Source organism: Pseudomonas sp. 13159349 (assembly GCF_013305685.1).
GTDB classification, from domain to species: domain Bacteria; phylum Pseudomonadota; class Gammaproteobacteria; order Pseudomonadales; family Pseudomonadaceae; genus Aquipseudomonas; species Aquipseudomonas asiatica.
Window position 1 is genome coordinate 4,864,469 of record NZ_CP045553.1, and the last position, 19,027, is coordinate 4,883,495.

Below are 19,027 nucleotides of genomic sequence, written 5' to 3' on the forward strand. Positions count from 1 at the left end.
GATGGCGCGCCGTGCGCCGTCGGGTGGCTGCGTGCGCGCCACAAACAGCAACGAGCAACTGCGGTACAGAAGTGCCCGCTTGAATTCATGTCAATCAGACAGGAGTGACAATGTTTGAACTATCCGCTGGCCTATATGTTTTGGTGGGCGTCAGTTTTCTAACTTCTTTGATGACTGCCGCTATCGGCGTAGGCGGCGGGATTGGCCTATTGGCAGTCATGCCGCAGTTCCTGCCCATTTCTGCCGTTGTGCCGGTGCATGGCCTGATTCAGATGGTCAGCAACGGCAGCCGCTTCGCCTTCGATTACAAGCACGCAAAAATCGAGATTCTCCCGCGTTATGTCATCGGCTGCCTTTCAGGGGCAGCCATCGGTTACTTCTTCATTGGGCATTTCCCGGAAAAGTACCTGTCGTTGATTCTCGGCATCTTCATCCTGGCGATTACCTGGACCAAGCTGGTCGCCTCGCTCGGCTTTGTCCTGAAAAACTTTGCCATCGTTGGTTTCCTGCAAACGTTTCTATCACTGTTCGTTGCCGTCACCGGGCTTATTTCCCAGCCGATCCTGATGAGGATGAACATCAACAAGGATCAGGTCATCGTCACCCACGCCATGCAGATGAGTGTATTGCACGGCCTGAAAGTAGCTGCCTTTGTCTTTGCCGGCTTTGCCTTCATGGACTATGCCCAGTTGATCATCATCATGATCACCGCCTCCACCGCCGGTTCCTACCTGGGCGGCTTTCTTCGAAACCGAATATCGCAACGTGTTGGCGCCATCCTGCTTAAAGCCGGGGTGACGTTCTTCGGTTTGAAAATGATTGTGGACCACTTTATTCAAAACGTCTGAGCTTCATCCATTCAAACAAGGAGTTTGAAATGATCGCGCGTAAAAAGTTTGATTCCAAGGACAGCCAGGGGATCTCGACTTTTCTTCATGAACATGGATACTGCGTAATCAACCCCGAGGACGATTCGCTCGAGGCCTTTCGCGCGGTGGCAGGCCGGTTCGGCCTGATCCAGTTCCATACCAAATCCGACAAGACTGGCGTGGTCGGCGGCGGCGATCCGATCAACAAGGACTGGCAAGCGTTCAGGGACGACTACCACGGCGAACTGTCGAGCGACTTCTATCCCCATACGGATGGCTCGTTCCTCAATGGCATGGCGTATATCGATGGGGTTGCCAGGAAGATTACCCCGCCCAAATACGTCATTCTGCAGTGCGTTTCCAAACCGCAGTTTGGCGGTGACAACTTCCTGGTGGATGGGCAACGCATTTATAATGACCTGCTGGTGAATCATCCCGACATCCTGAGGATCCTGATGACCAGTGGCAGTGTCACGTACTGCCGTGATGACCTGCTGTCGATCGATTGTTCTGTCTTCGAAAAGGTCAATGAGAACAAACTGCGTATTCGCTACCGGTATGACAGCACTGCGTTCAGTCCGGAATGGGCCAGTTCCGCCTTCCAGTATATCCAGGATAAATATTCAACCAACCCGGACTACATCACCAACATTAGCCTGGAACCCGGCGAAATCCTGGTCATGGACAACTTGCGAGTATTGCATGCACGCCACCAGTTCACTGACGGCAACATGAAAAGAAAAGTCCGTAGGCTGTGGATTGCCGATGACACAAGCATGGTATTCAAGAATATTCTCAACCAGTCGCCGGTGCGCAGGGCCATGTTGCCGTTCCAGAAATACAATATTGCCGCCGCCGAGAACGCGCCTGCCTTCATCGATTACAGTTGCGGGATTCGGTTTCAGTCGGACATGTTCCTGACCCCGCCCTGTGCCGAACTTGAACAATGGCCGGCCAGCAGTGCCAATCGCCAATAACCCTTTCCCCGCACTACTGTAACTGCCCGATAACGCGTGCCTTCACAGTGCCTGCCTGATGGCGGATGCTGTGCTCGTCTGCATGCGTACACAGGTGGTTGCCTTTCATCGCAGGGATCCGTCCGCTTCTCCAGCGGCGTGTAAATCAGACCCGCCCCACAGGCGCTACTCCATTTGGAGGAATGTGCCATGCCTGAGGGGGCGGGCTTGCCCGCGAAGCGGTCGACACGGTTTTCATCCACGCCCCACCCGCAAAACGCTTGCTCAGCCCGCATACCACGCTAACATCAAACCTCTGGAAGATTGTCACGGCGCATTCAAGTTGCGGGGTCAGGCAACCGATACACTTCTGATGGTCGGCCGATAGTGTATCGTCATCGTTGATGGCAAAATGATGCCATGCGCATGGATTAAGGAAACCCCCATTGAAGCTGGAATTGCGGAACAGCTTGTCGGTCAAGTTGCTCAGGGTCGTGCTGCTGTCGGCGCTAGCGGTCGGTGTCGTGCTCAGCTGTGCGCAAATCGTCTACGACACCTACAAGACCCGCCAAGCCGTGAACAGCGATGCCCAACGCATCCTCGACATGTTCCGCGACCCCTCGACCCAGGCGGTATATAGCCTCGACCGCGAAATGGGCATGCAGGTGATTGAAGGCCTGTTCCAGGATGAATCGGTACGCATGGCCTCCATTGGCCACCCCAACGAAACCATGCTCGCAGAAAAGTCCCGCCCGCTGCAGGACATGTCCATGCGCTGGCTGACCGACCTGATCCTCGGCCAGGAACGTACCTACAGCACGCAACTGGTCGGCCGCGGCCCCTACAGCGAATACTACGGCGACCTGAGCATCACCCTCGACACCTCGTCCTACGGCGAAGATTTCCTGATCAACGCCGTGATCATCTTCATTTCCGGCGTGTTGCGGGCCCTGGCCATGGGCCTGGTGCTGTACCTGGTCTACCACTGGCTGCTGACCAAACCGCTGTCGAAGATCATCGAGCACCTCACCCAGATCAACCCCGACCGCCCCAGCCAGCATCAGCTACCGCTGCTCAAGGGCCACGAGAAGAACGAGCTGGGCCTGTGGGTAAATACCGCCAACCAGCTGCTGGCCTCGATCGAGCGCAACACCCATCTGCGTCACGAGGCGGAAAACAGCCTGCAACGCATGGCCCAGTACGACTTCCTCACCGGCCTGCCCAACCGCCAGCAACTGCAGCAGCAACTGGACAAGATCCTCGTCGACGGTGGCCGCCTGCAACACCGCGTGGCGGTACTGTGCGTAGGCCTGGACGACTTCAAGGGCATCAACGAGCAGTTCAGCTACCAGGTCGGCGACCAGTTGCTGCTGGCCCTGGCCGACCGCCTGCGCGCCCACAGCGGCCGACTGGGCGCCCTGGCACGCCTGGGCGGTGACCAGTTCGCCCTGGTGCAGGCCAATATCGAGCAGCCCTACGAGGCCGCCGAACTGGCGCAGAGTATCCTCGACGACCTGGAAGTGCCGTTCGACCTCGACCACCACCAGCAGATCCGCCTGCGCGCCACCATCGGCATCACCCTGTTCCCGGAAGACGGCGACAGCACCGAGAAGCTGCTGCAGAAAGCCGAACAGACCATGACCTTGGCCAAGGCCCGTTCGCGCAACCGCTACCAGTTCTACATCGCCAGCGTCGACAGCGAGATGCGCCGCCGTCGCGAACTGGAAAAGGACCTGCGCGAAGCCCTGCCACGCAACCAGCTGTACCTGGTGTATCAGCCACAGATCAGCTACCGCGACCACCGCGTGGTCGGTGTCGAAGCACTGCTGCGCTGGCAACATCCGGAGCTGGGCATGGTGCCCCCGGACCAGTTCATCCCCCTGGCCGAACAGAACGGCAGCATCATCGGCATCGGCGAATGGGTGCTCGACCAGGCGTGCCGGCAATTGCGCGAATGGCACGACATGGGCTTCAGCGACCTGCGCATGGCGGTCAACCTGTCCACCGTACAGCTGCACCACAACGAGCTGCCGCGGGTGGTCAACAACCTGCTGCAGGCTTACCGCCTGCCACCACGCAGCCTGGAACTGGAAGTCACCGAGACCGGCCTGATGGAAGACATCAGCACCGCCGCCCAGCACCTGCTGAGCCTGCGCCGCTCCGGAGCACTGATTGCCATCGACGACTTCGGCACCGGCTACTCGTCGCTCAGCTACCTGAAATCGCTGCCGCTGGACAAGATCAAGATCGACAAGAGCTTCGTCCAGGACCTGCTGGACGACGATGACGACGCCACCATCGTCCGCGCCATCATCCAGCTGGGCAAGAGCCTGGGAATGCAGGTAATCGCCGAAGGCGTGGAAACCGCCGAACAAGAAACCTACATCGTCGCCCAGGGCTGCCACGAGGGCCAGGGCTACCACTACAGCAAGCCGCTGTCGGCCCGTGAGCTGACCAACTTCCTCAAGCAGGCACAGCGAAACCAGGTTTCGATGTTCTGAGCCGCCTGCCCGATTACAGCCCGTGACCGGCATTTACACGAATTGCATGCCCGCCCCTTTACAGCAAATGCAAATCTTTCGCATGATGTTGTCGTTTCGCGTGCCACGGCGCACCGTCCACCCCTTGGTCCAACCACACGACGCAGGAAACCAATAATGATTCGAATGCCTCTGGCCTCCGCCAGTCTGCTGGCCATTGCCATCGCTCTCGCCGGTTGCGGCGAAGGCAAGGACGACAAGGCCGCCGCGCCGCAAGCCCAGGCACCTGCTGCCGCCAGCACCACCGCTGCAGCGCCCGGGGCTGTCGACGAAGCCGCCGGCAAAGCCGTGGTCAAGCATTACGCCGAGCTGGTCTACGCCGTGTACAGCGACTCGCTGAGCACCGCCAAGACCCTGCAGACCGCAGTCGACGCGTTCCTGGCCAAGCCGAACGACGAAACTCTGAAAGCAGCCAGGGAAGCCTGGGTCGCCTCGCGCGTACCGTACCTGCAGAGCGAAGTATTCCGCTTCGGCAACACCATCATCGACGACTGGGAAGGCCAGGTGAACGCCTGGCCGCTGGACGAAGGCCTGATCGACTACGTCGACAAGAGCTATGAGCACGCCCTGGGCAACCCGGCGGCCAACGCCAACATCATCGCCAACACCGAGATCCAGGTGGGCGAAGAGAAGATCGACGTCAAGGACATCACCCCCGAGAAGCTGGCCAGCCTGAACGAACTGGGCGGCTCTGAAGCCAACGTCGCCACCGGCTACCACGCCATCGAGTTCCTGCTCTGGGGCCAGGACCTGAACGGCACCGGCCCGGGCGCTGGCAACCGTCCGGCGTCGGACTACCTGGAAGGCAAGGGCGCCACCGGTGGCCACAACGACCGCCGCCGTGCCTACCTGAAAGCGGTCACCGACCTGCTGGTCAAGGACCTCGAAGAGATGGTCGGCAACTGGGCACCGAACGTTGCCGACAACTACCGCGCCAAGCTGGAAGCCGAGTCGGTCAACGACGGCCTGCGCAAGATGCTGTTCGGCATGGGCAGCCTGTCGCTGGGCGAACTGGCTGGCGAGCGCATGAAGGTTTCGCTGGAGGCCAACTCGCCGGAAGACGAGCACGACTGCTTCAGCGACAACACCCACTACTCGCACTTCTACGATGCCAAGGGCATCCGCAACGTCTACCTGGGCGAGTACACCCGCCCGGACGGCAGCAAGGTGACCGGCCCGAGCCTGTCGTCGCTGGTGGCCAAAGTAGACCCGGCTGCCGACGCCACCCTCAAGGCCGACCTGGAAGCCACCGAAGCCAAGATCCAGGTGATCGTCGACCACGCGCTCAAGGGCGAGCACTACGACCAGCTGATCGCTGCCGACAACGCAGCCGGCAACCAGATCGTGCGTGACGCCATCGCCTCCCTGGTCAAGCAGACCGGTGCGATCGAGCAGGCCGCGGGCAAGCTGGGCATTGCCAACCTGAACCCGGATACCGCGGATCACGAGTTCTGATCCTGCTGTAGCGGTTCTGAAAGAGGCGGCCTTCGGGTCGCCTTTTTTGCTTCCGGCCCTATCGCCGGCAAGCCAGCTCCCACAGGTTCCCCACTGGGCTCAGAGGCTGTGGGGTACCTGTGGGAGCTGGCTTGCCGGCGATAGGGCCCGACCAGGCAACCACAAACCATGGCCAACTGACACCGATTTCATCCAGCAATTGCAAATTGCTCTTATTCAAACTCCCTCACCCTGCTAAGCTTGCACGCCGGTTTTTCGCTCACGCCCAGGATTTTCGATGTCCTTGTCGCTGTCCCGACTCTCCCCCCTGCTGCTGGCCTTTGCCCTTGCCGCCTGCGATGACGCCCCGCGTTTCACCCAGGCCGAGCCCGGCGAAGCGTTGTCGGGCGGCAAAGCCACCGTGCAGCGCACTGACCGCAATGCCTATTCCCTGCCCTCGGCCAACCTCTCGCCCGAGCGGCGCCTGGATTTCGCCGTAGGCAACAGTTTCTTCCGCAACCCCTGGGTGATCGCCCCGTCCACTACCACCGCCCGTGACGGCCTGGGGCCGCTGTTCAATACCAATGCCTGCCAGAACTGCCACGTGCGCGACGGCCGCGGCCACCCGCCAGAGCCGGGCGACAGCAACGCCGTATCGATGCTGGTACGCCTGTCGATCCCCGACCAGCCCTACCTGGCCAAGGTGGTCGAACGCCTCGGCGTGGTGCCGGAGCCGGTCTATGGCACCCAGCTGCAGGACATGGCCATCCCCGGCGTGACGCCGGAAGGCAAGGTGCGGGTCAGCTACACCAGCGAAACGGTGTCGTTCGAGGATGGCCACCAGGTCGAGCTGCGCAAGCCGGCCCTGCAGATCACCCAGCTCGGCTATGGCGTGATGCACCCCGACACGCGCTTTTCGGCGCGGGTGGCGCCGCCGATGATCGGCTTGGGCCTGCTCGAAGCCATCCCCGAGGCCGACCTGCTGGCCAACGAGGATCCCGACGACCGCAACCGCGACGGCATCCGCGGCCGGGCCAACCGGGTGTGGGATGACGCCCAGGGCAAAACCGTGGTCGGCCGCTTCGGCTGGAAGGCCGGGCAGCCCAACGTCAACCAGCAGAACGTGCATGCCTTTGCCGGCGACATGGGCCTGACCACCACCCTGCAGCCCAACGATGACTGCACCCAGGCGCAGTCCGACTGCCTGGCCGCGCCCAACGGCGACGGTGCCGATGGCGAAAAGGAGGTCAGCGACAACATCCTGCGCCTGGTTACCTTCTACACGCGCAACCTGGCCGTACCGGCCCGACGCGACGTGGGCTCGCCGCAGGTGCTGGCGGGCAAGAACCTGTTCTACCAGGCCGGCTGCCAGGGCTGCCATACACCGCAGTTCACCACAGCCGCCAATGCCGCCGAGCCGGAGCTGGCCAACCAGTTGATCCGTCCTTACAGCGACCTGCTGTTGCATGACATGGGCCCGGGCCTGGCCGACGAGCGCACCGAATTCGCCGCCAACGGCCAGGACTGGCGCACCCCGCCACTGTGGGGCATCGGCCTGAGCGAAACGGTCAGTGGCCACAGCCAGTTCCTGCACGACGGCCGCGCCCGCAACCTGCTCGAGGCCGTGCTCTGGCACGGTGGCGAGGCCGAGTCGGCACGCAATTTCGTACTCACTTTCAATGCCGAGCAGCGTGCCGCGTTGCTGGCTTTCCTGAACTCACTTTAAAAAGCGCAAAGGAGCCGGGCATGTTCCGACCCAAACTGTTGTTCACCAGCCTCGCCGCACTCGCCCTCGGCGCCTGCTCGCCGCAGGACCCGCAAGCCGTGACCTCCGCTGCCATCGCCAAGCAGGTGATCCTGCCCACCTACAGCCGCTGGGTCGAAGCCGACCGCACGCTGGCCGCCAGCGCCCTGGCCTACTGCGAAGGCAAGGAAACCCTGGACAAGGCCCGTGCCGACTTCCTCAATGCGCAAAAAGCCTGGGCCGAGCTGCAACCGCTGCTGGTCGGCCCGCTGGCCGAAGGCAACCGCGCCTGGCAAGTACAGTTCTGGCCCGACAAGAAGAACCTGGTCGGCCGCCAGGTCGAGCAGCTGGTCAACGCAGACCAGCCGGTCGATGCCGCGGCCTTGGGCAAGGCCAGCGTGGTGGTGCGTGGCCTGTCGGCCTACGAGTACATCCTGTTCGACAGCAAGCCGGACATCGCCACTGCCGAGCAGAAAGCCCGCTACTGCCCGTTGCTGGTGGCCATCGGTGAACACCAGAAAACCCTGGCCGAAGAGATCCTCAAGGGCTGGAACAGCACCGACGGCATGCTCTCGCAGATGACCAAGTTCCCCAACCAGCGCTACGCCGACTCCCACGAGGCCATCGCCGACCTGCTGCGCGCCCAGGTCACCGCCCTGGACAGCCTGAAGAAAAAGCTCGGTGCGCCGATGGGCCGCCAGAGCAAGGGCATTCCGCAGCCACTGCAGGCCGAAGCCTGGCGCAGCCACAGCTCGCTCAAGAGCCTGGAGGCCAGCCTCAAGGCCGCCGAAGCGGTCTGGGTCGGGGTCGACAACCAAGGCCTGCGCGGCTTGCTGTCCAGCGATCAGAAAGCCCTGGCAGACAAGATCGACGTCGCCTACGCTGCCTCGCTCAAACTGCTGGCCGACAACCAGAAAACCTTGGGCGAGCTGCTGGCCGACGACGCTGGCCAGCAAACCCTGAACCAGATCTACGACAGCCTCAACGTCGTCCACCGCCTGCACGAAGGCGAGCTGGCCAAGGCGTTGAACATCCAGCTGGGCTTCAATGCCAACGACGGTGACTGATCATGCTGCGACGCCAGGCCCTCAAACTCGGTAGCGTATTGCTCAGCGCCCTCACCCTGGGCGGCTGGAGCCTGTTCCGCAACAAAGGCAGCGAGCCCCTGCTGCTGTCGGCGCGTGACGACGGCGACGGCAAGCACTATGCGGTCGCGTTCCGCCTGGACGGCACCCAGGTGTTCAGCACCCAGGTCGCCCAACGTTGCCATGCCATCATCCATCACCCGGACCTGCCGATCGCCCTGTTCGTCGCCCGCCGTCCCGGCACCGAAAGCTACCTGGTCGACCTGCGCGACGGGCGCCTGCTGCAAACCGTCACCTCGCAGCCGAACCGGCACTTCTACGGCCACGCGGTCATCCACAAAGGTGGCGAATGGCTGTATGCCACCGAGAACGACACCACCGACCCGGGGCGTGGCGTACTCGGCGTGTACCGCTTCGAAGGCGAGCGCCTGGTGCACAGCGGGGAGATTCCGACCCACGGCATCGGCCCGCACGAAGTGGCCTGGCTGCCGGACGGCGAAACGCTGATCGTGGCCAACGGCGGTATCCGCACCGAAGCCGAAAGCCGGGTGGAGATGAACCTCGACGCCATGGAACCGAGCCTGGTGCTGATGCAGCGCGACGGCACCCTGCTGAGCAAGGAAACCCTGGCCCAGCAGATGAACAGCGTGCGCCACCTGGCGGTGGGCAGCGATGGCACCATCGCCGCCTGCCAGCAGTTCATGGGCGATGCCGATGAAACCGCCGAATTGCTGGCGATCAAGCGCCCTGGCGAGCCGTTCAAGGCCTTCCCGGTACCGGAGCGGCAGTTGCAGGCCATGGCCCAGTACACCGCCAGCGTGGCTATCCACAGCGAGCTGCGGCTGGTCGCGCTGACCGCGCCACGGGCCAACCGCCTGTTTGTCTGGGACCTGGACAGCGGCGCGGTGCGGCTGGATGCGCCAATGCCCGATTGCGCGGGGGTGGGCGCGGTACAGGACGGCTTTGTCGTCACCTCCGGGCAGGGCCGTTGCCGGTTCTATGATTGCCGCAAGGCCGAACTGGTCGGGCAACCGATGAACCTGCCGTCCGGTTTCTGGGACAACCACCTGCATCTCGTCTGATTTTCGGGTTGGCTGTACTGGCCCCTTCGCGGCTAAAGCCGCTCCCACAGGAATAGCGCAACCCGCTGACTGCGCGGCCCCTGCGGGAGCGGCTTTAGCCGCGAAGGGGCCGGCCCAGGCATTCCACTCCCCTTCCCCCAAAAAACAGTCAATACTTCCCCCATCCACACGTGGGCAGGATCGCCCGTTGTCGTGTCTAAGCGAATAACAACCGCATCCAAGGAACCGGACCTATGCTGCGCCGCCGCATGCTCATCATGTTGGCCGTGGTTCTGCTGATCGTGCTGGCCCTGGGGGGCTACAAAGCCTTTTCGATCTACCAGCAGATCCAGATGTTCACTGCCCCCAAGCCGCCCATCACCGTGGCGGCCGCCTTGGCCGAACAGCGCCCGTGGCAAGAGCGCCTGCCCGCCGTCGGCAGCCTCAAGGCGCTACAGGGCGTTGAACTGAGCCTGGAAGTGGAAGGCATCGTCAAGGCCCTGCATTTCGACTCAGGCCAGCAGGTCAAGGCCGGGCAACTGTTGCTGCAACTCAACGACGACCAGGAAACCGCCCTGCTCGGCACCGCCCAGGCCGACCTGGGCCTGGCCAAGGTAGATTTCGGCCGTGGCAGCCAGCTGGTCGGCGACTCGGCCATCTCCCGCGGCGAATTCGACCGCCTCACCGCCCAGTACCGGCGCAATCAGGCGGTGGTCGACCAGCTCAAGGCATCGAAGACCAAGAAGAGCATCAGCGCTCCGTTCAGCGGCACCATCGGCATTCGCCAAGTGGACGTCGGCGACTATCTGGCCGCCGGCACGGTGATCGCCACCCTGCAGGACACATCCAGCCTCTACGTCGACTTCAACGTACCGGAACAGGCCCTGCCACACCTCAGCCTGGGCCAGCAGGTGCTGGTGCAGGTGGCCGCCTACCCGGGCCAGACCTTCCCCGCCAGCCTCAGCGCCATCAACCCCAAGGTCGAGGAAACCACGCGCAACCTGCTGGTGCGCGCAACCATGGCCAACCCGGACAGCAAGCTGCTGCCGGGCATGTTCGCCAGCCTGCTGATCCTGTTACCCAACCCGCAGCCACAAGTGGTGGTGCCTGAAAGCGCCATCACCTACACCCTGTATGGCAACTCGGTGTATGTCGCAACGCCGAAAAAGGACAAGGACGGCAAGCCACTAAACGACGACAAGGGCCAGCCGCAGCTCACCGCCGAGCAGCGCGCGGTGCAGACCGGCGAGCGCCGTGACGGCGTGGTGGTGGTCAGCAAGGGCCTGCAGGCCGGGGAACAGGTGGTCACCGCCGGCCAACTGAAGCTCACCCCCGGCGCCGCGATCCGCATCGGCCAGGACAAAGCCCTCAAGCCCGCACAGGGCACGCCGGGCAAGGACTGACAGGAGGCTGGCATGGCGTTCACCGACCCGTTCATCCGCCGCCCGGTGCTGGCCAGCGTGGTGAGCCTGCTGATCCTGCTGCTGGGCTTCCAGGCCTGGAACAAGCTGCAGATCCGCCAGTATCCGCAAATGGAAAATGCCCTGATCACGGTAACCACCGCCTACCCCGGCGCCAACGCCGAGACCATCCAGGGCTATATCACCCAGCCGCTGCAGCAAAGCCTGGCCAGCGCCGAAGGCATCGACTACATGACCTCGGTGAGCAGACAGAACTTCTCGATCATTTCCATCTACGCCCGCATCGGCGCCGACAGCGACCGGTTGTTCACCGAACTGCTGGCCAAGGCCAACGAAGTGCGCAACAAGCTGCCCCAGGACTCGGAAGACCCGGTACTGAGCAAGGAAGCCGCCGATGCTTCGGCGCTTATGTACATCAGTTTCTACAGCAAAGAGATGAGCAACCCGCAAATCACCGACTACCTGTCGCGGGTGATCCAGCCCAAGCTGGCGACCCTGCCGGGCATGGCCGAAGCGGAAATCCTCGGCAACCAGGTATTCGCCATGCGCATCTGGATCGACCCGGTGAAACTGGCGGGCTATGGCCTGTCTGCCATCGACGTGACCAATGACGTGCGCCGCTACAACTTCCTTTCCGCGGCCGGCGAGGTGAAGGGTGAATACGTGGTCACCAGCATCAACGCCAGCACCGAGCTGAAGTCGGCCGAGGCGTTCGCCGCCCTGCCGGTCAAGACCAGTGGCGACAGCCGCGTGCTGCTTGGCGATGTGGCGCGGGTCGAGATGGGGGCGGAAAACTACGATACGGTCAGCTCGTTCGACGGCACCCCATCGGTGTACATCGGCATCAAGGCCACACCAGCCGCCAACCCGCTGGACGTCATCAAGGAAGTGCGGCGCATCATGCCCGAGCTGGAAAGCCAGCTGCCCTCGGCGCTGAAGGTATCGATCGCCTATGACGCCACGCTTTTCATCCAGGCCTCCATCGACGAAGTGATCAAGACCCTCGGCGAAGCTGTACTGATCGTCATCGTGGTGGTGTTCCTGTTCCTCGGTGCCCTGCGTTCGGTGCTGATTCCGGTGGTGACCATTCCGCTGTCGATGATCGGCGTGCTGTTCTTCATGCAGATGATGGGCTATTCGCTCAATCTGCTGACCCTGCTGGCAATGGTGCTGGCCATCGGGCTGGTGGTGGACGACGCGATCGTCGTGGTGGAGAACATCCACCGTCACATGGAAGAAGGCAAGTCGCCGTTCGACGCCGCCCTCGAGGGCGCCCGCGAAATCGCCATGCCGGTGGTGTCGATGACCATCACCCTGGCGGCGGTGTATGCACCGATCGGCTTCCTCACCGGGCTGACCGGCGCATTGTTCAAAGAATTTGCCCTGACCCTGGCCGGTGCGGTGATCATATCCGGCATCGTTGCCCTCACCCTGTCACCAATGATGTGCGCGCTGCTGCTGCGTCAGGAACAGAACCCCAGCGGCCTTGCCCACCGCCTGGACGTGCTGTTCGAACGCCTGAAGGTGCGCTACCAGCGCCTGCTGCACACCACCCTCGACAGCCGGCCCGTCGTGCTGGTGTTTGCCGTGATCATTCTGTGCCTGATTCCGGTACTGCTGAAGTTCACCCAGAACGAACTGGCGCCCAACGAAGACCAGGGGGTGATCTTCATGATGAGCAGTTCACCCCAGCCGGCCAACCTTGATTACCTCAACGCCTATACCGACGAATTCACCCCGCTGTTCAAGGCTTTCCCCGAGTATTACTCGTCGTTCCAGATCAACGGTTTCAATGGCGTGCAGACCGGCATCGGCGGCTTCCTGCTCAAACCCTGGAACGAGCGCGAGCGCACGCAGATGGAGCTGCTGCCGCTGGTGCAGAGCAAGCTCGAAGAAATCAGTGGCCTGCAGATCTTCGGCTTCAACCTGCCGTCGCTGCCCGGCACCGGCGAGGGCCTGCCATTCCAGTTCGTGATCAACAGCGCTGGCGACTACCCGGCACTGCTGGATGTGGCCCAGCGCATCAAGGCCCGCGCCCAGGAATCCGGCAAGTTCGCCTTCCTCGACATCGACCTGGCCTTCGACAAGCCCGAAGTGGTGGTGGATATCGACCGGGCCAAGGCGGCGCAGATGGGGGTGTCGATGGACACCTTGGGCAGCACCCTGGCGACCTTGCTGGGCGAGGCGGAAATCAACCGCTTCACCCTCGAAGGCCGCAGCTACAAGGTGATTGCCCAGGTCGAGCGGCCTTACCGCGACAACCCCGGCTGGCTGAACAACTACTACGTGAAGAACGACCAGGGCCAGCTGCTGCCACTATCCACCCTGATCACCCTCACCGACCGCGCCCGCCCGCGCCAGCTCAACCAGTTCCAGCAGCTGAACTCGGCGATCATCCAGGGCGTGCCCATGGTCAGCCTGGGCGAGGCGCTGCAGACCGTACAGGGCATCGCCCGCGAGGAGGCTCCGGAAGGTTTCGCCTTCGACTATGCCGGCGTGGCGCGCCAGTACGTGCAGGAAGGCAGCGCGCTGTGGGTGACCTTCGGCCTGGCATTGGCGATCATCTTCCTGGTGCTGGCGGCGCAGTTCGAAAGCTTCCGCGACCCATTGGTAATACTGGTGACGGTGCCGTTGTCGATCTGTGGCGCGCTGCTGCCACTGTTCCTTGGCGTATCGAGCATGAACATCTACACCCAGGTCGGGCTGGTGACACTGATTGGGCTGATCAGCAAGCACGGCATCCTGATTGTCGAGTTCGCCAACCAGTTACGTGAGGAGCGCGGCATGAGTGTGCGCGAGGCGATCGAGGAAGCCGCGGCGATTCGCCTGCGGCCGGTGCTGATGACTACGGCAGCGATGGTATTTGGCATGGTACCGCTGATCCTGGCGACTGGTGCGGGGGCGGTCAGCCGCTTTGACATCGGTACGGTGATTGCCACCGGGATGTCGATTGGTACGCTATTTACCCTGTTCGTGTTGCCTTGTATCTACACCCTGCTGGCGCACAAGGCGATTGCCAGGGAAACATCGGTTGCCTGAAACGGCCTCTTCGCGGGTAAACCCGCGAAGAGGCCGGCAAGGCAGAGGCAAAAATGCCATAGGCCCCGCAATCGCGAGGCCTCTGGCATTCCCACCTACCACCGGGTTCAACCGAACGGCCGCAACCCCTGGCGCATGCCGAACAGGAACAGCAACAGGTCCTGATCCGGCGCGGCCTCGGCCTGTTGCTGCGGTTTCACATCCCGCGGCAACGCGCACTGGTCGGCCAGCTCCGCCTTGCTGAACACCGTCGGCCTCGGCTCTTCCCAGGCAGCCACCGCCACGGTGGTCACCGCCAGGCCAGCTACCAGGAACAAAGCTCGAGCTATTTCTAGTTTCATTACCCTAACCCTTTGACAGCGCTGCCAAACGCCATCTGGTAAAAGTAGAGCAGTGTTTGCCATTCCGCGTCATTCATCGACGAATGGCGGCGCAGCTGGCGCAGGTCATTGCCCGCCGCACGCTGGCAGCTGATGCGCCGACGGCATTTTTCCAGGTCCAGCAGCGCGACTTCGACCCGGGCCTGCTCGCCCTCGCCAATCACCTTGACGAACACATGCTTGCCATACAGGCAACCGTGCTGCCAGTGCCCCAGATGCATGCGCGCCAGGTTGTCCGCCAGGTCCTTGAGCATGCGCTCATGCACCACCTGCGGGTAACGCTCGCGGGCACCTTCGGCATGCCAGGTATCGAGTTCGACGAAACCGTCGAGTGCTTCGCTCACCAATAGCGCACGCCACTGCTTGTCGGCACCACGTTCGGCGCCACAGAAGACGATGCGCGGTACACGCACCCCCAGTTGCTCGAAGCTGTTCAACGCATCGAGCTCACGCAATACGGTCGGCCGGCCGAAAGGGTGCAGCAGGCTACGGTAGATATGCCCGACCTGGCGCTTGGCATACAGCAGCTTGCCATTGCCATCGTCGAGGCGTTGCACACCGCTCTCGCCACCACGGCGCTGGTTAGGCTCCTCGACCCACTCGCCCTGCTGGCGCCAGTAAAAATCGAACCGCGACTCCCCGCTCTGGGCTACAGCCATCAAACACTACCCCTTACGCAATACATATACCCTCCACATGGCATAGAACGGCAGGAAATCGAGGCGTTCCTGGATTCTGAAGCCGGCGGCTCGGAATTCTTCTTCGACCGTATCGGCCGGTAACACAAAACGGTTCTGGTAGTTGTCCTGGTCGCCCTTCCTGGACCTGCGGCGCTGTTCCAGTTTTTTCCGGCGCCAGGCCTTGAAATTACCATCCACCCACAATGACAGGATCACACTATCACGGCTAACCCGTTGAAACTCCGAAAGAATGGTCTTTCTGTGCGCCGCTTCGCCGATGTGGTGGAACAAGCGCATGCAGAAGATGCTGTCCACCGAATTGTCCGGCAAGTCGATGGCAAATGCCGAAGTCTGCAAAGGGCGTACCCGTGCCACCACCTCTGGCGCTTGCGCGGTACAGGCTGTCTCGATCATCGCTTCTGAGTTGTCGGCGCCGATGATCACCCGGTTGGGCTTTTCTGCCAGCAACGGCCAGAAGCGGCCAGCACCGCATGGCAGGTCGAGGACCAGCCCAGGCTCACCAGCCAATGCCAAGGCACGACGCGCCAGTTGCTCATCACGCTTGTGGGAAAGGCGTCGCGCCAGGCCATCCTGGTGCTTGAGAAAGTACTCGCGGGCATGTTCTTTGTCGTACTTCTCGGAAAATTCAAGCTTGATGGGGCTACGCATTGGGCATCTCCTGACTCCATTCCGCCCACATTAGGTAAGCAAGCGTATGAATCAGGTCATGCTGGTGTGAAAAATATGTTGAGCGCCGAATGACCTGTTACCACAGATTACTCGACCAAAGCCTCCGGATCGCCCTTGGCCGCGGTATTGCTCAGGTCGACCACGAAACGGCAGCCGTGGGGCAAGGTTGATGTGAGGGTGACATGCCAACCTTGGTCATCGCAGATGCGCTGTACCAACGACAGGCCCAGGCCCAGGCCCTCACCGCGCCGCTCATCGCCGCGCACGAACGGCCGGAACATCGCCTCGCGCTGTTCCTCCGGGATACCCACGCCACTGTCCTCCACGCTGAAGCCGTTGGCTTCCAGGCTCAGGCGGATGTAGCCGCTGTCGGTGTAGTGCGCGGCATTACGCAGCAGGTTGCCCATTACCGACTGCAGGAAGGTGGCGTTGTACAGTACCGGGCTGGCACTGACGCGGCCATCGTAATACAAGGCCAGGCCCTTCTGCTCGATGGTGTCGCGCCAAACCCCGACCAGTTCGTCAGCCACCTCCCGCAGGGTGGCCCGCGATGCCACCGCACCCTCGTCGCGCTGTGCCCGGGCCAGCATCAGGAAGGTCTTGACCAGCTCGCGCATTTCTTCCGTGGCCCGCGCCACGCGCTCCACCTGGCTGCGCGAGCGGGCGTCCAGCGTCGGGTTTTCCATCAGCAGCTCACACGAGGTGGCCAGCACCATCAAGGGTGTGCGCAATTCATGGCTGACGTCGCTGGTGAACAACCGTTCGCGGGTCAGGGCATCGCGCAGGCGGCCCAGGGTATCGTCGAAGGCTACCGCCAGCTGGCCGACTTCGTCCGCGGCATAGTCCGGTGCCAGCGGCGGGGCCAGCCCCAGCAACTGGTCACGGTGGCGTACCTGGCGCGCCAGGCGGATCACCGGCGCCATCACCCGGCGCGCCACCAGCCAGCCGAGGATCACCGCCAGTACCAGGCTGAGCACGAAGCCCACCACCACCACAGCGAACAGCAAGCGCTCGCGCTCTTCGAAGTCGCTCTGGTCCTGCAACAGCACATAGCGACGGCCATCAACGATCTCGACCATGGCGTGGTACGACAGTTGATCGCGGAATACCTCGTGGAAGCCGCGGTCAAGGTGGCGCAGGTCCTTGGGAAGTTCGAAGTCGTCGCGCCCGCCGCTGAAATAGAACAGTTGGTCGGGGCGGGGGCGGTGGCTCCAGTCGCTGACGCTGTCCATGCGCAGCAAGCGCTGCAAGTCACCGCCCAGCACCGAGGAAATCAGCCGCTCTTCGACCAGGTGCACGGTGCCGACGATGCCAAAGGCGAAGGCCCCGGCCACCAGCGCGCTCATCAGGGCAAAGGCGATGATGATGCGCTGGGCAAGGCTTTGCTTAAACTCCATCACGGCCCTCGGCGAGGCGATAGCCGACGCCATGGACGGTATGCAGCAGCGGTTTTTCAAACGGCTTGTCGATCACCTGGCGCAGCTGGTGCACGTGGCTGCGCAGGCTGTCGCTGTCAGGGCAATCATCTCCCCACAGGGCTTCTTCCAGCACTTCGCGACGCAATACGTGCGGGCTTTTCTGCATCAGCACCGCCAACAGCTTGAGGCCGACCGGGTTGAGCTTGAGCAAGCGGCCCTGGCGGGTGACCTCGAGGGTGTCCAGGTCATAACTGAGGTCGGCCACCTGCAAGGTGCGGCGCCCACCGCCCTGGGCCCGGCGCAGCACCGCTTCGATGCGGGCGGCCAGCTCCGACAGGGCGAAGGGCTTGAGCAGGTAGTCGTCGGCACCGGAGCGGAAGCCTTGCAGGCGGTCGTCCAATTGGTCGCGGGCGGTGAGCATGATCACCGGCGTGTCGCGGCGGGCGTCTTCGCGCAGGCGCTTGCACAGGGTGTAGCCGTCGATGCCCGGCAACATGATGTCGAGCACGATCAGGTCGTAGTGCTCGGTGGCAGCCAGGTGCAGGCCGGACAGGCCATCCTGGGCACAGTCGACGGTATAGCCTTTCATGCCCAGGTAATCGGCCAGGTTGGCCAGGATATCGCGGTTGTCTTCAACCAAAAGAATGCGCATCGGTTTCTCCTGTGCGGCGCTTCTCGCTGTGGTGCGCGGCAGGCGCAGCTTAAGGCCTATGCCTGCAGGGTGCCAGCCCCAGGGAAAATTCAGCGCACTTGACGGTTTTTTCACTGATCCTTCACGGACACAGGATAGCGGGCGGCCGACAATGCCCGATCTTTTTCGCGCCCTGGAGCCGCCATGCAGCAACCAAATCGCCCCCGCCCGATCAATTTCTGGCTTTATCTGGGGCTACCCCTGGCGACCGCAATCGGCCTGATTCTGCTGGAACTGACCTCGGTCGACATGGACATTGCCAACCTGTTCTTCGACCCTGCTGCCGGGCAGTTCATCGGCCGCCACAGCTATTTGCTGGAGAACATCCTGCATGACAGGGTCAAGCAGGGGGTGATCCTGCTGGGAGTGATGTCGCTGGTGACCTTTGCTGCCAGCTTCTTCTGGAAGCGCCTGTTCGGCTGGCGCCGTGAGCTGGGCTGCCTGGTGCTGGCACTGGGCCTTTCCACGGCGTTTGTCACACCGCTGAAGAAAGTGACCCAGGTGCAATGCCCGTGGAGCCTGACCCAGTTTGGCGGGAAGGAAACCTACAGCAAGCTGCTGGAGCCGCGGCCGGCAACCGACAAGCCCGGGCTGTGCTGGCCGGGCGGGCATGCCGCCACCGGGTTCTGCCTGTTCGGGCTGTTCTTCATGTTGCGTGATCGCAAGCCAAGGCTGGCGCGAGTGGCGTTGACGGTGGCCTTCGTCGCCGGGTCGGTGCTGTCGCTGGGGCGGATGATGCAGGGAGCGCACTTCCTGTCGCACAACGTGTGGACGGCGGTGTTCTGCTGGTTGATCGGCTTGGGGTCGTATTACCTGGTTCTGTATCGGCGGGGAATGGCTGAGGTGCCTGCTGCCGAGCGTAGCGTTGCCTGACCCAGGGGCCGCTTTGCGGCCCTTTCGCCGGCAAGCCAGCTCCCACAGGTACAGCGCAAGTCCCAGTGTTGGCGCAATCCTGTAGGAGCGGCCTTGTGTCGCGATGGGCTGCAAAGCAGCCCCAATGGCCCTCACAGGAAAACAAA

General features: G+C 62.6%; 15 protein-coding genes. 10 read left to right on the forward strand and 5 right to left on the reverse strand.

Annotated features, from left to right (window positions below):
• The first annotated feature begins 110 nt into the window (after positions 1-110).
• The 9 genes from GEV38_RS22435 to GEV38_RS22475 all read left to right on the forward strand — a co-directional run bounded on the left by GEV38_RS22435 (position 111) and on the right by GEV38_RS22475 (position 14,149).
• Entirely contained in the window at positions 111-848 is a 738-nt protein-coding gene (locus GEV38_RS22435) for a TSUP family transporter (protein WP_043935892.1), read from the forward strand.
• Between the two features lie 29 nt (positions 849-877).
• A complete protein-coding gene (locus tag GEV38_RS22440) occupies positions 878-1,846 on the forward strand; it encodes a TauD/TfdA family dioxygenase (protein ID WP_054573316.1) in 969 nt (322 codons plus the stop codon).
• Between the two features lie 425 nt (positions 1,847-2,271).
• Positions 2,272-4,326 carry a bifunctional diguanylate cyclase/phosphodiesterase gene (locus GEV38_RS22445; protein ID WP_015271685.1) on the forward strand — a complete coding sequence of 685 codons (2,055 nt, stop codon included), beginning with the start codon at positions 2,272-2,274 and terminating at the stop codon, positions 4,324-4,326.
• 156 nt (positions 4,327-4,482) lie between these two features.
• A complete protein-coding gene (locus tag GEV38_RS22450) occupies positions 4,483-5,820 on the forward strand; it encodes an imelysin family protein (RefSeq protein ID WP_013974080.1) in 1,338 nt (445 codons plus the stop codon).
• A gap of 277 nt (positions 5,821-6,097) precedes the next feature.
• The gene (locus GEV38_RS22455; RefSeq protein ID WP_015271686.1) at positions 6,098-7,525 is read left to right on the forward strand and encodes a di-heme oxidoredictase family protein; all 1,428 of its coding nucleotides are present in this window, start codon (positions 6,098-6,100) and stop codon (positions 7,523-7,525) included.
• A gap of 20 nt (positions 7,526-7,545) precedes the next feature.
• Positions 7,546-8,610, forward strand: a complete 1,065-nt coding sequence (locus tag GEV38_RS22460) for an imelysin family protein (RefSeq protein ID WP_015271687.1) — start codon at positions 7,546-7,548, stop codon at positions 8,608-8,610.
• Positions 8,611-8,612: 2 nt separating this feature from the next.
• Positions 8,613-9,710, forward strand: a complete 1,098-nt coding sequence (locus GEV38_RS22465) for a DUF1513 domain-containing protein (RefSeq protein ID WP_015271688.1) — start codon at positions 8,613-8,615, stop codon at positions 9,708-9,710.
• Between the two features lie 233 nt (positions 9,711-9,943).
• Complete coding sequence (locus tag GEV38_RS22470; RefSeq protein ID WP_015271689.1) at positions 9,944-11,092, forward strand: efflux RND transporter periplasmic adaptor subunit; 1,149 nt, start codon at positions 9,944-9,946, stop codon at positions 11,090-11,092.
• 12 nt (positions 11,093-11,104) lie between these two features.
• Positions 11,105-14,149 carry a multidrug efflux RND transporter permease subunit gene (locus GEV38_RS22475; RefSeq protein WP_054573314.1) on the forward strand — a complete coding sequence of 1,015 codons (3,045 nt, stop codon included), beginning with the start codon at positions 11,105-11,107 and terminating at the stop codon, positions 14,147-14,149.
• Between the two features lie 107 nt (positions 14,150-14,256).
• Here the strand turns inward: GEV38_RS22475 and GEV38_RS22480 are convergent, their stop codons facing one another.
• The 5 genes from GEV38_RS22480 to colR form a co-directional block, all read right to left on the reverse strand.
• Positions 14,257-14,490: a hypothetical protein gene (locus GEV38_RS22480; protein WP_025340525.1), complete on the reverse strand. Its 234-nt coding sequence runs from the start codon at positions 14,488-14,490 to the stop codon at positions 14,257-14,259.
• A complete protein-coding gene (locus tag GEV38_RS22485; RefSeq protein WP_054573313.1) occupies positions 14,490-15,188 on the reverse strand; it encodes a lipopolysaccharide kinase InaA family protein in 699 nt (232 codons plus the stop codon). Before GEV38_RS22485 ends, GEV38_RS22480 begins: the two co-directional genes overlap by 1 nt.
• Before the next feature lie 6 nt (positions 15,189-15,194).
• Positions 15,195-15,878, reverse strand: coding sequence for a class I SAM-dependent methyltransferase (locus GEV38_RS22490; protein WP_013974088.1), 684 nt, complete (start codon positions 15,876-15,878; stop codon positions 15,195-15,197).
• A 107-nt stretch (positions 15,879-15,985) separates the two neighbouring features.
• Entirely contained in the window at positions 15,986-17,296 is a 1,311-nt protein-coding gene (locus GEV38_RS22495; protein WP_015271692.1) for a HAMP domain-containing sensor histidine kinase, read from the reverse strand.
• The gene (colR, locus tag GEV38_RS22500) at positions 17,286-17,969 is read right to left on the reverse strand and encodes a two-component system response regulator ColR (protein WP_003255215.1); all 684 of its coding nucleotides are present in this window, start codon (positions 17,967-17,969) and stop codon (positions 17,286-17,288) included. Before colR ends, GEV38_RS22495 begins: the two co-directional genes overlap by 11 nt.
• Positions 17,970-18,152: 183 nt before the next feature.
• On the opposite strand from colR, the gene GEV38_RS22505 reads away from it, so the two are divergent.
• Complete coding sequence (locus tag GEV38_RS22505; RefSeq protein WP_015271693.1) at positions 18,153-18,881, forward strand: phosphatase PAP2 family protein; 729 nt, start codon at positions 18,153-18,155, stop codon at positions 18,879-18,881.
• Positions 18,882-19,027 lie beyond the last annotated feature (146 nt).

Bases quoted from the DNA above. Each gene is read 5' to 3' on its own strand.
- GEV38_RS22485 (WP_054573313.1), bottom strand. From the start codon at position 15,188: ATGGCTGTAGCCCAGAGCGGGGAGTCGCGGTTCGATTTTTACTGGCGC.
- GEV38_RS22455 (WP_015271686.1), top strand. From the start codon at position 6,098: ATGTCCTTGTCGCTGTCCCGACTCTCCCCCCTGCTGCTGGCCTTTGCC.
- GEV38_RS22440 (WP_054573316.1), top strand. From the start codon at position 878: ATGATCGCGCGTAAAAAGTTTGATTCCAAGGACAGCCAGGGGATCTCG.
- GEV38_RS22435 (WP_043935892.1), top strand. From the start codon at position 111: ATGTTTGAACTATCCGCTGGCCTATATGTTTTGGTGGGCGTCAGTTTT.
- GEV38_RS22505 (WP_015271693.1), top strand. From the start codon at position 18,153: ATGCAGCAACCAAATCGCCCCCGCCCGATCAATTTCTGGCTTTATCTG.
- colR (WP_003255215.1), bottom strand. From the start codon at position 17,969: ATGCGCATTCTTTTGGTTGAAGACAACCGCGATATCCTGGCCAACCTG.
- GEV38_RS22470 (WP_015271689.1), top strand. From the start codon at position 9,944: ATGCTGCGCCGCCGCATGCTCATCATGTTGGCCGTGGTTCTGCTGATC.
- GEV38_RS22495 (WP_015271692.1), bottom strand. From the start codon at position 17,296: ATGGAGTTTAAGCAAAGCCTTGCCCAGCGCATCATCATCGCCTTTGCC.
- GEV38_RS22450 (WP_013974080.1), top strand. From the start codon at position 4,483: ATGATTCGAATGCCTCTGGCCTCCGCCAGTCTGCTGGCCATTGCCATC.
- GEV38_RS22460 (WP_015271687.1), top strand. From the start codon at position 7,546: ATGTTCCGACCCAAACTGTTGTTCACCAGCCTCGCCGCACTCGCCCTC.
- GEV38_RS22480 (WP_025340525.1), bottom strand. From the start codon at position 14,490: ATGAAACTAGAAATAGCTCGAGCTTTGTTCCTGGTAGCTGGCCTGGCG.
- GEV38_RS22465 (WP_015271688.1), top strand. From the start codon at position 8,613: ATGCTGCGACGCCAGGCCCTCAAACTCGGTAGCGTATTGCTCAGCGCC.
- GEV38_RS22475 (WP_054573314.1), top strand. From the start codon at position 11,105: ATGGCGTTCACCGACCCGTTCATCCGCCGCCCGGTGCTGGCCAGCGTG.
- GEV38_RS22490 (WP_013974088.1), bottom strand. From the start codon at position 15,878: ATGCGTAGCCCCATCAAGCTTGAATTTTCCGAGAAGTACGACAAAGAA.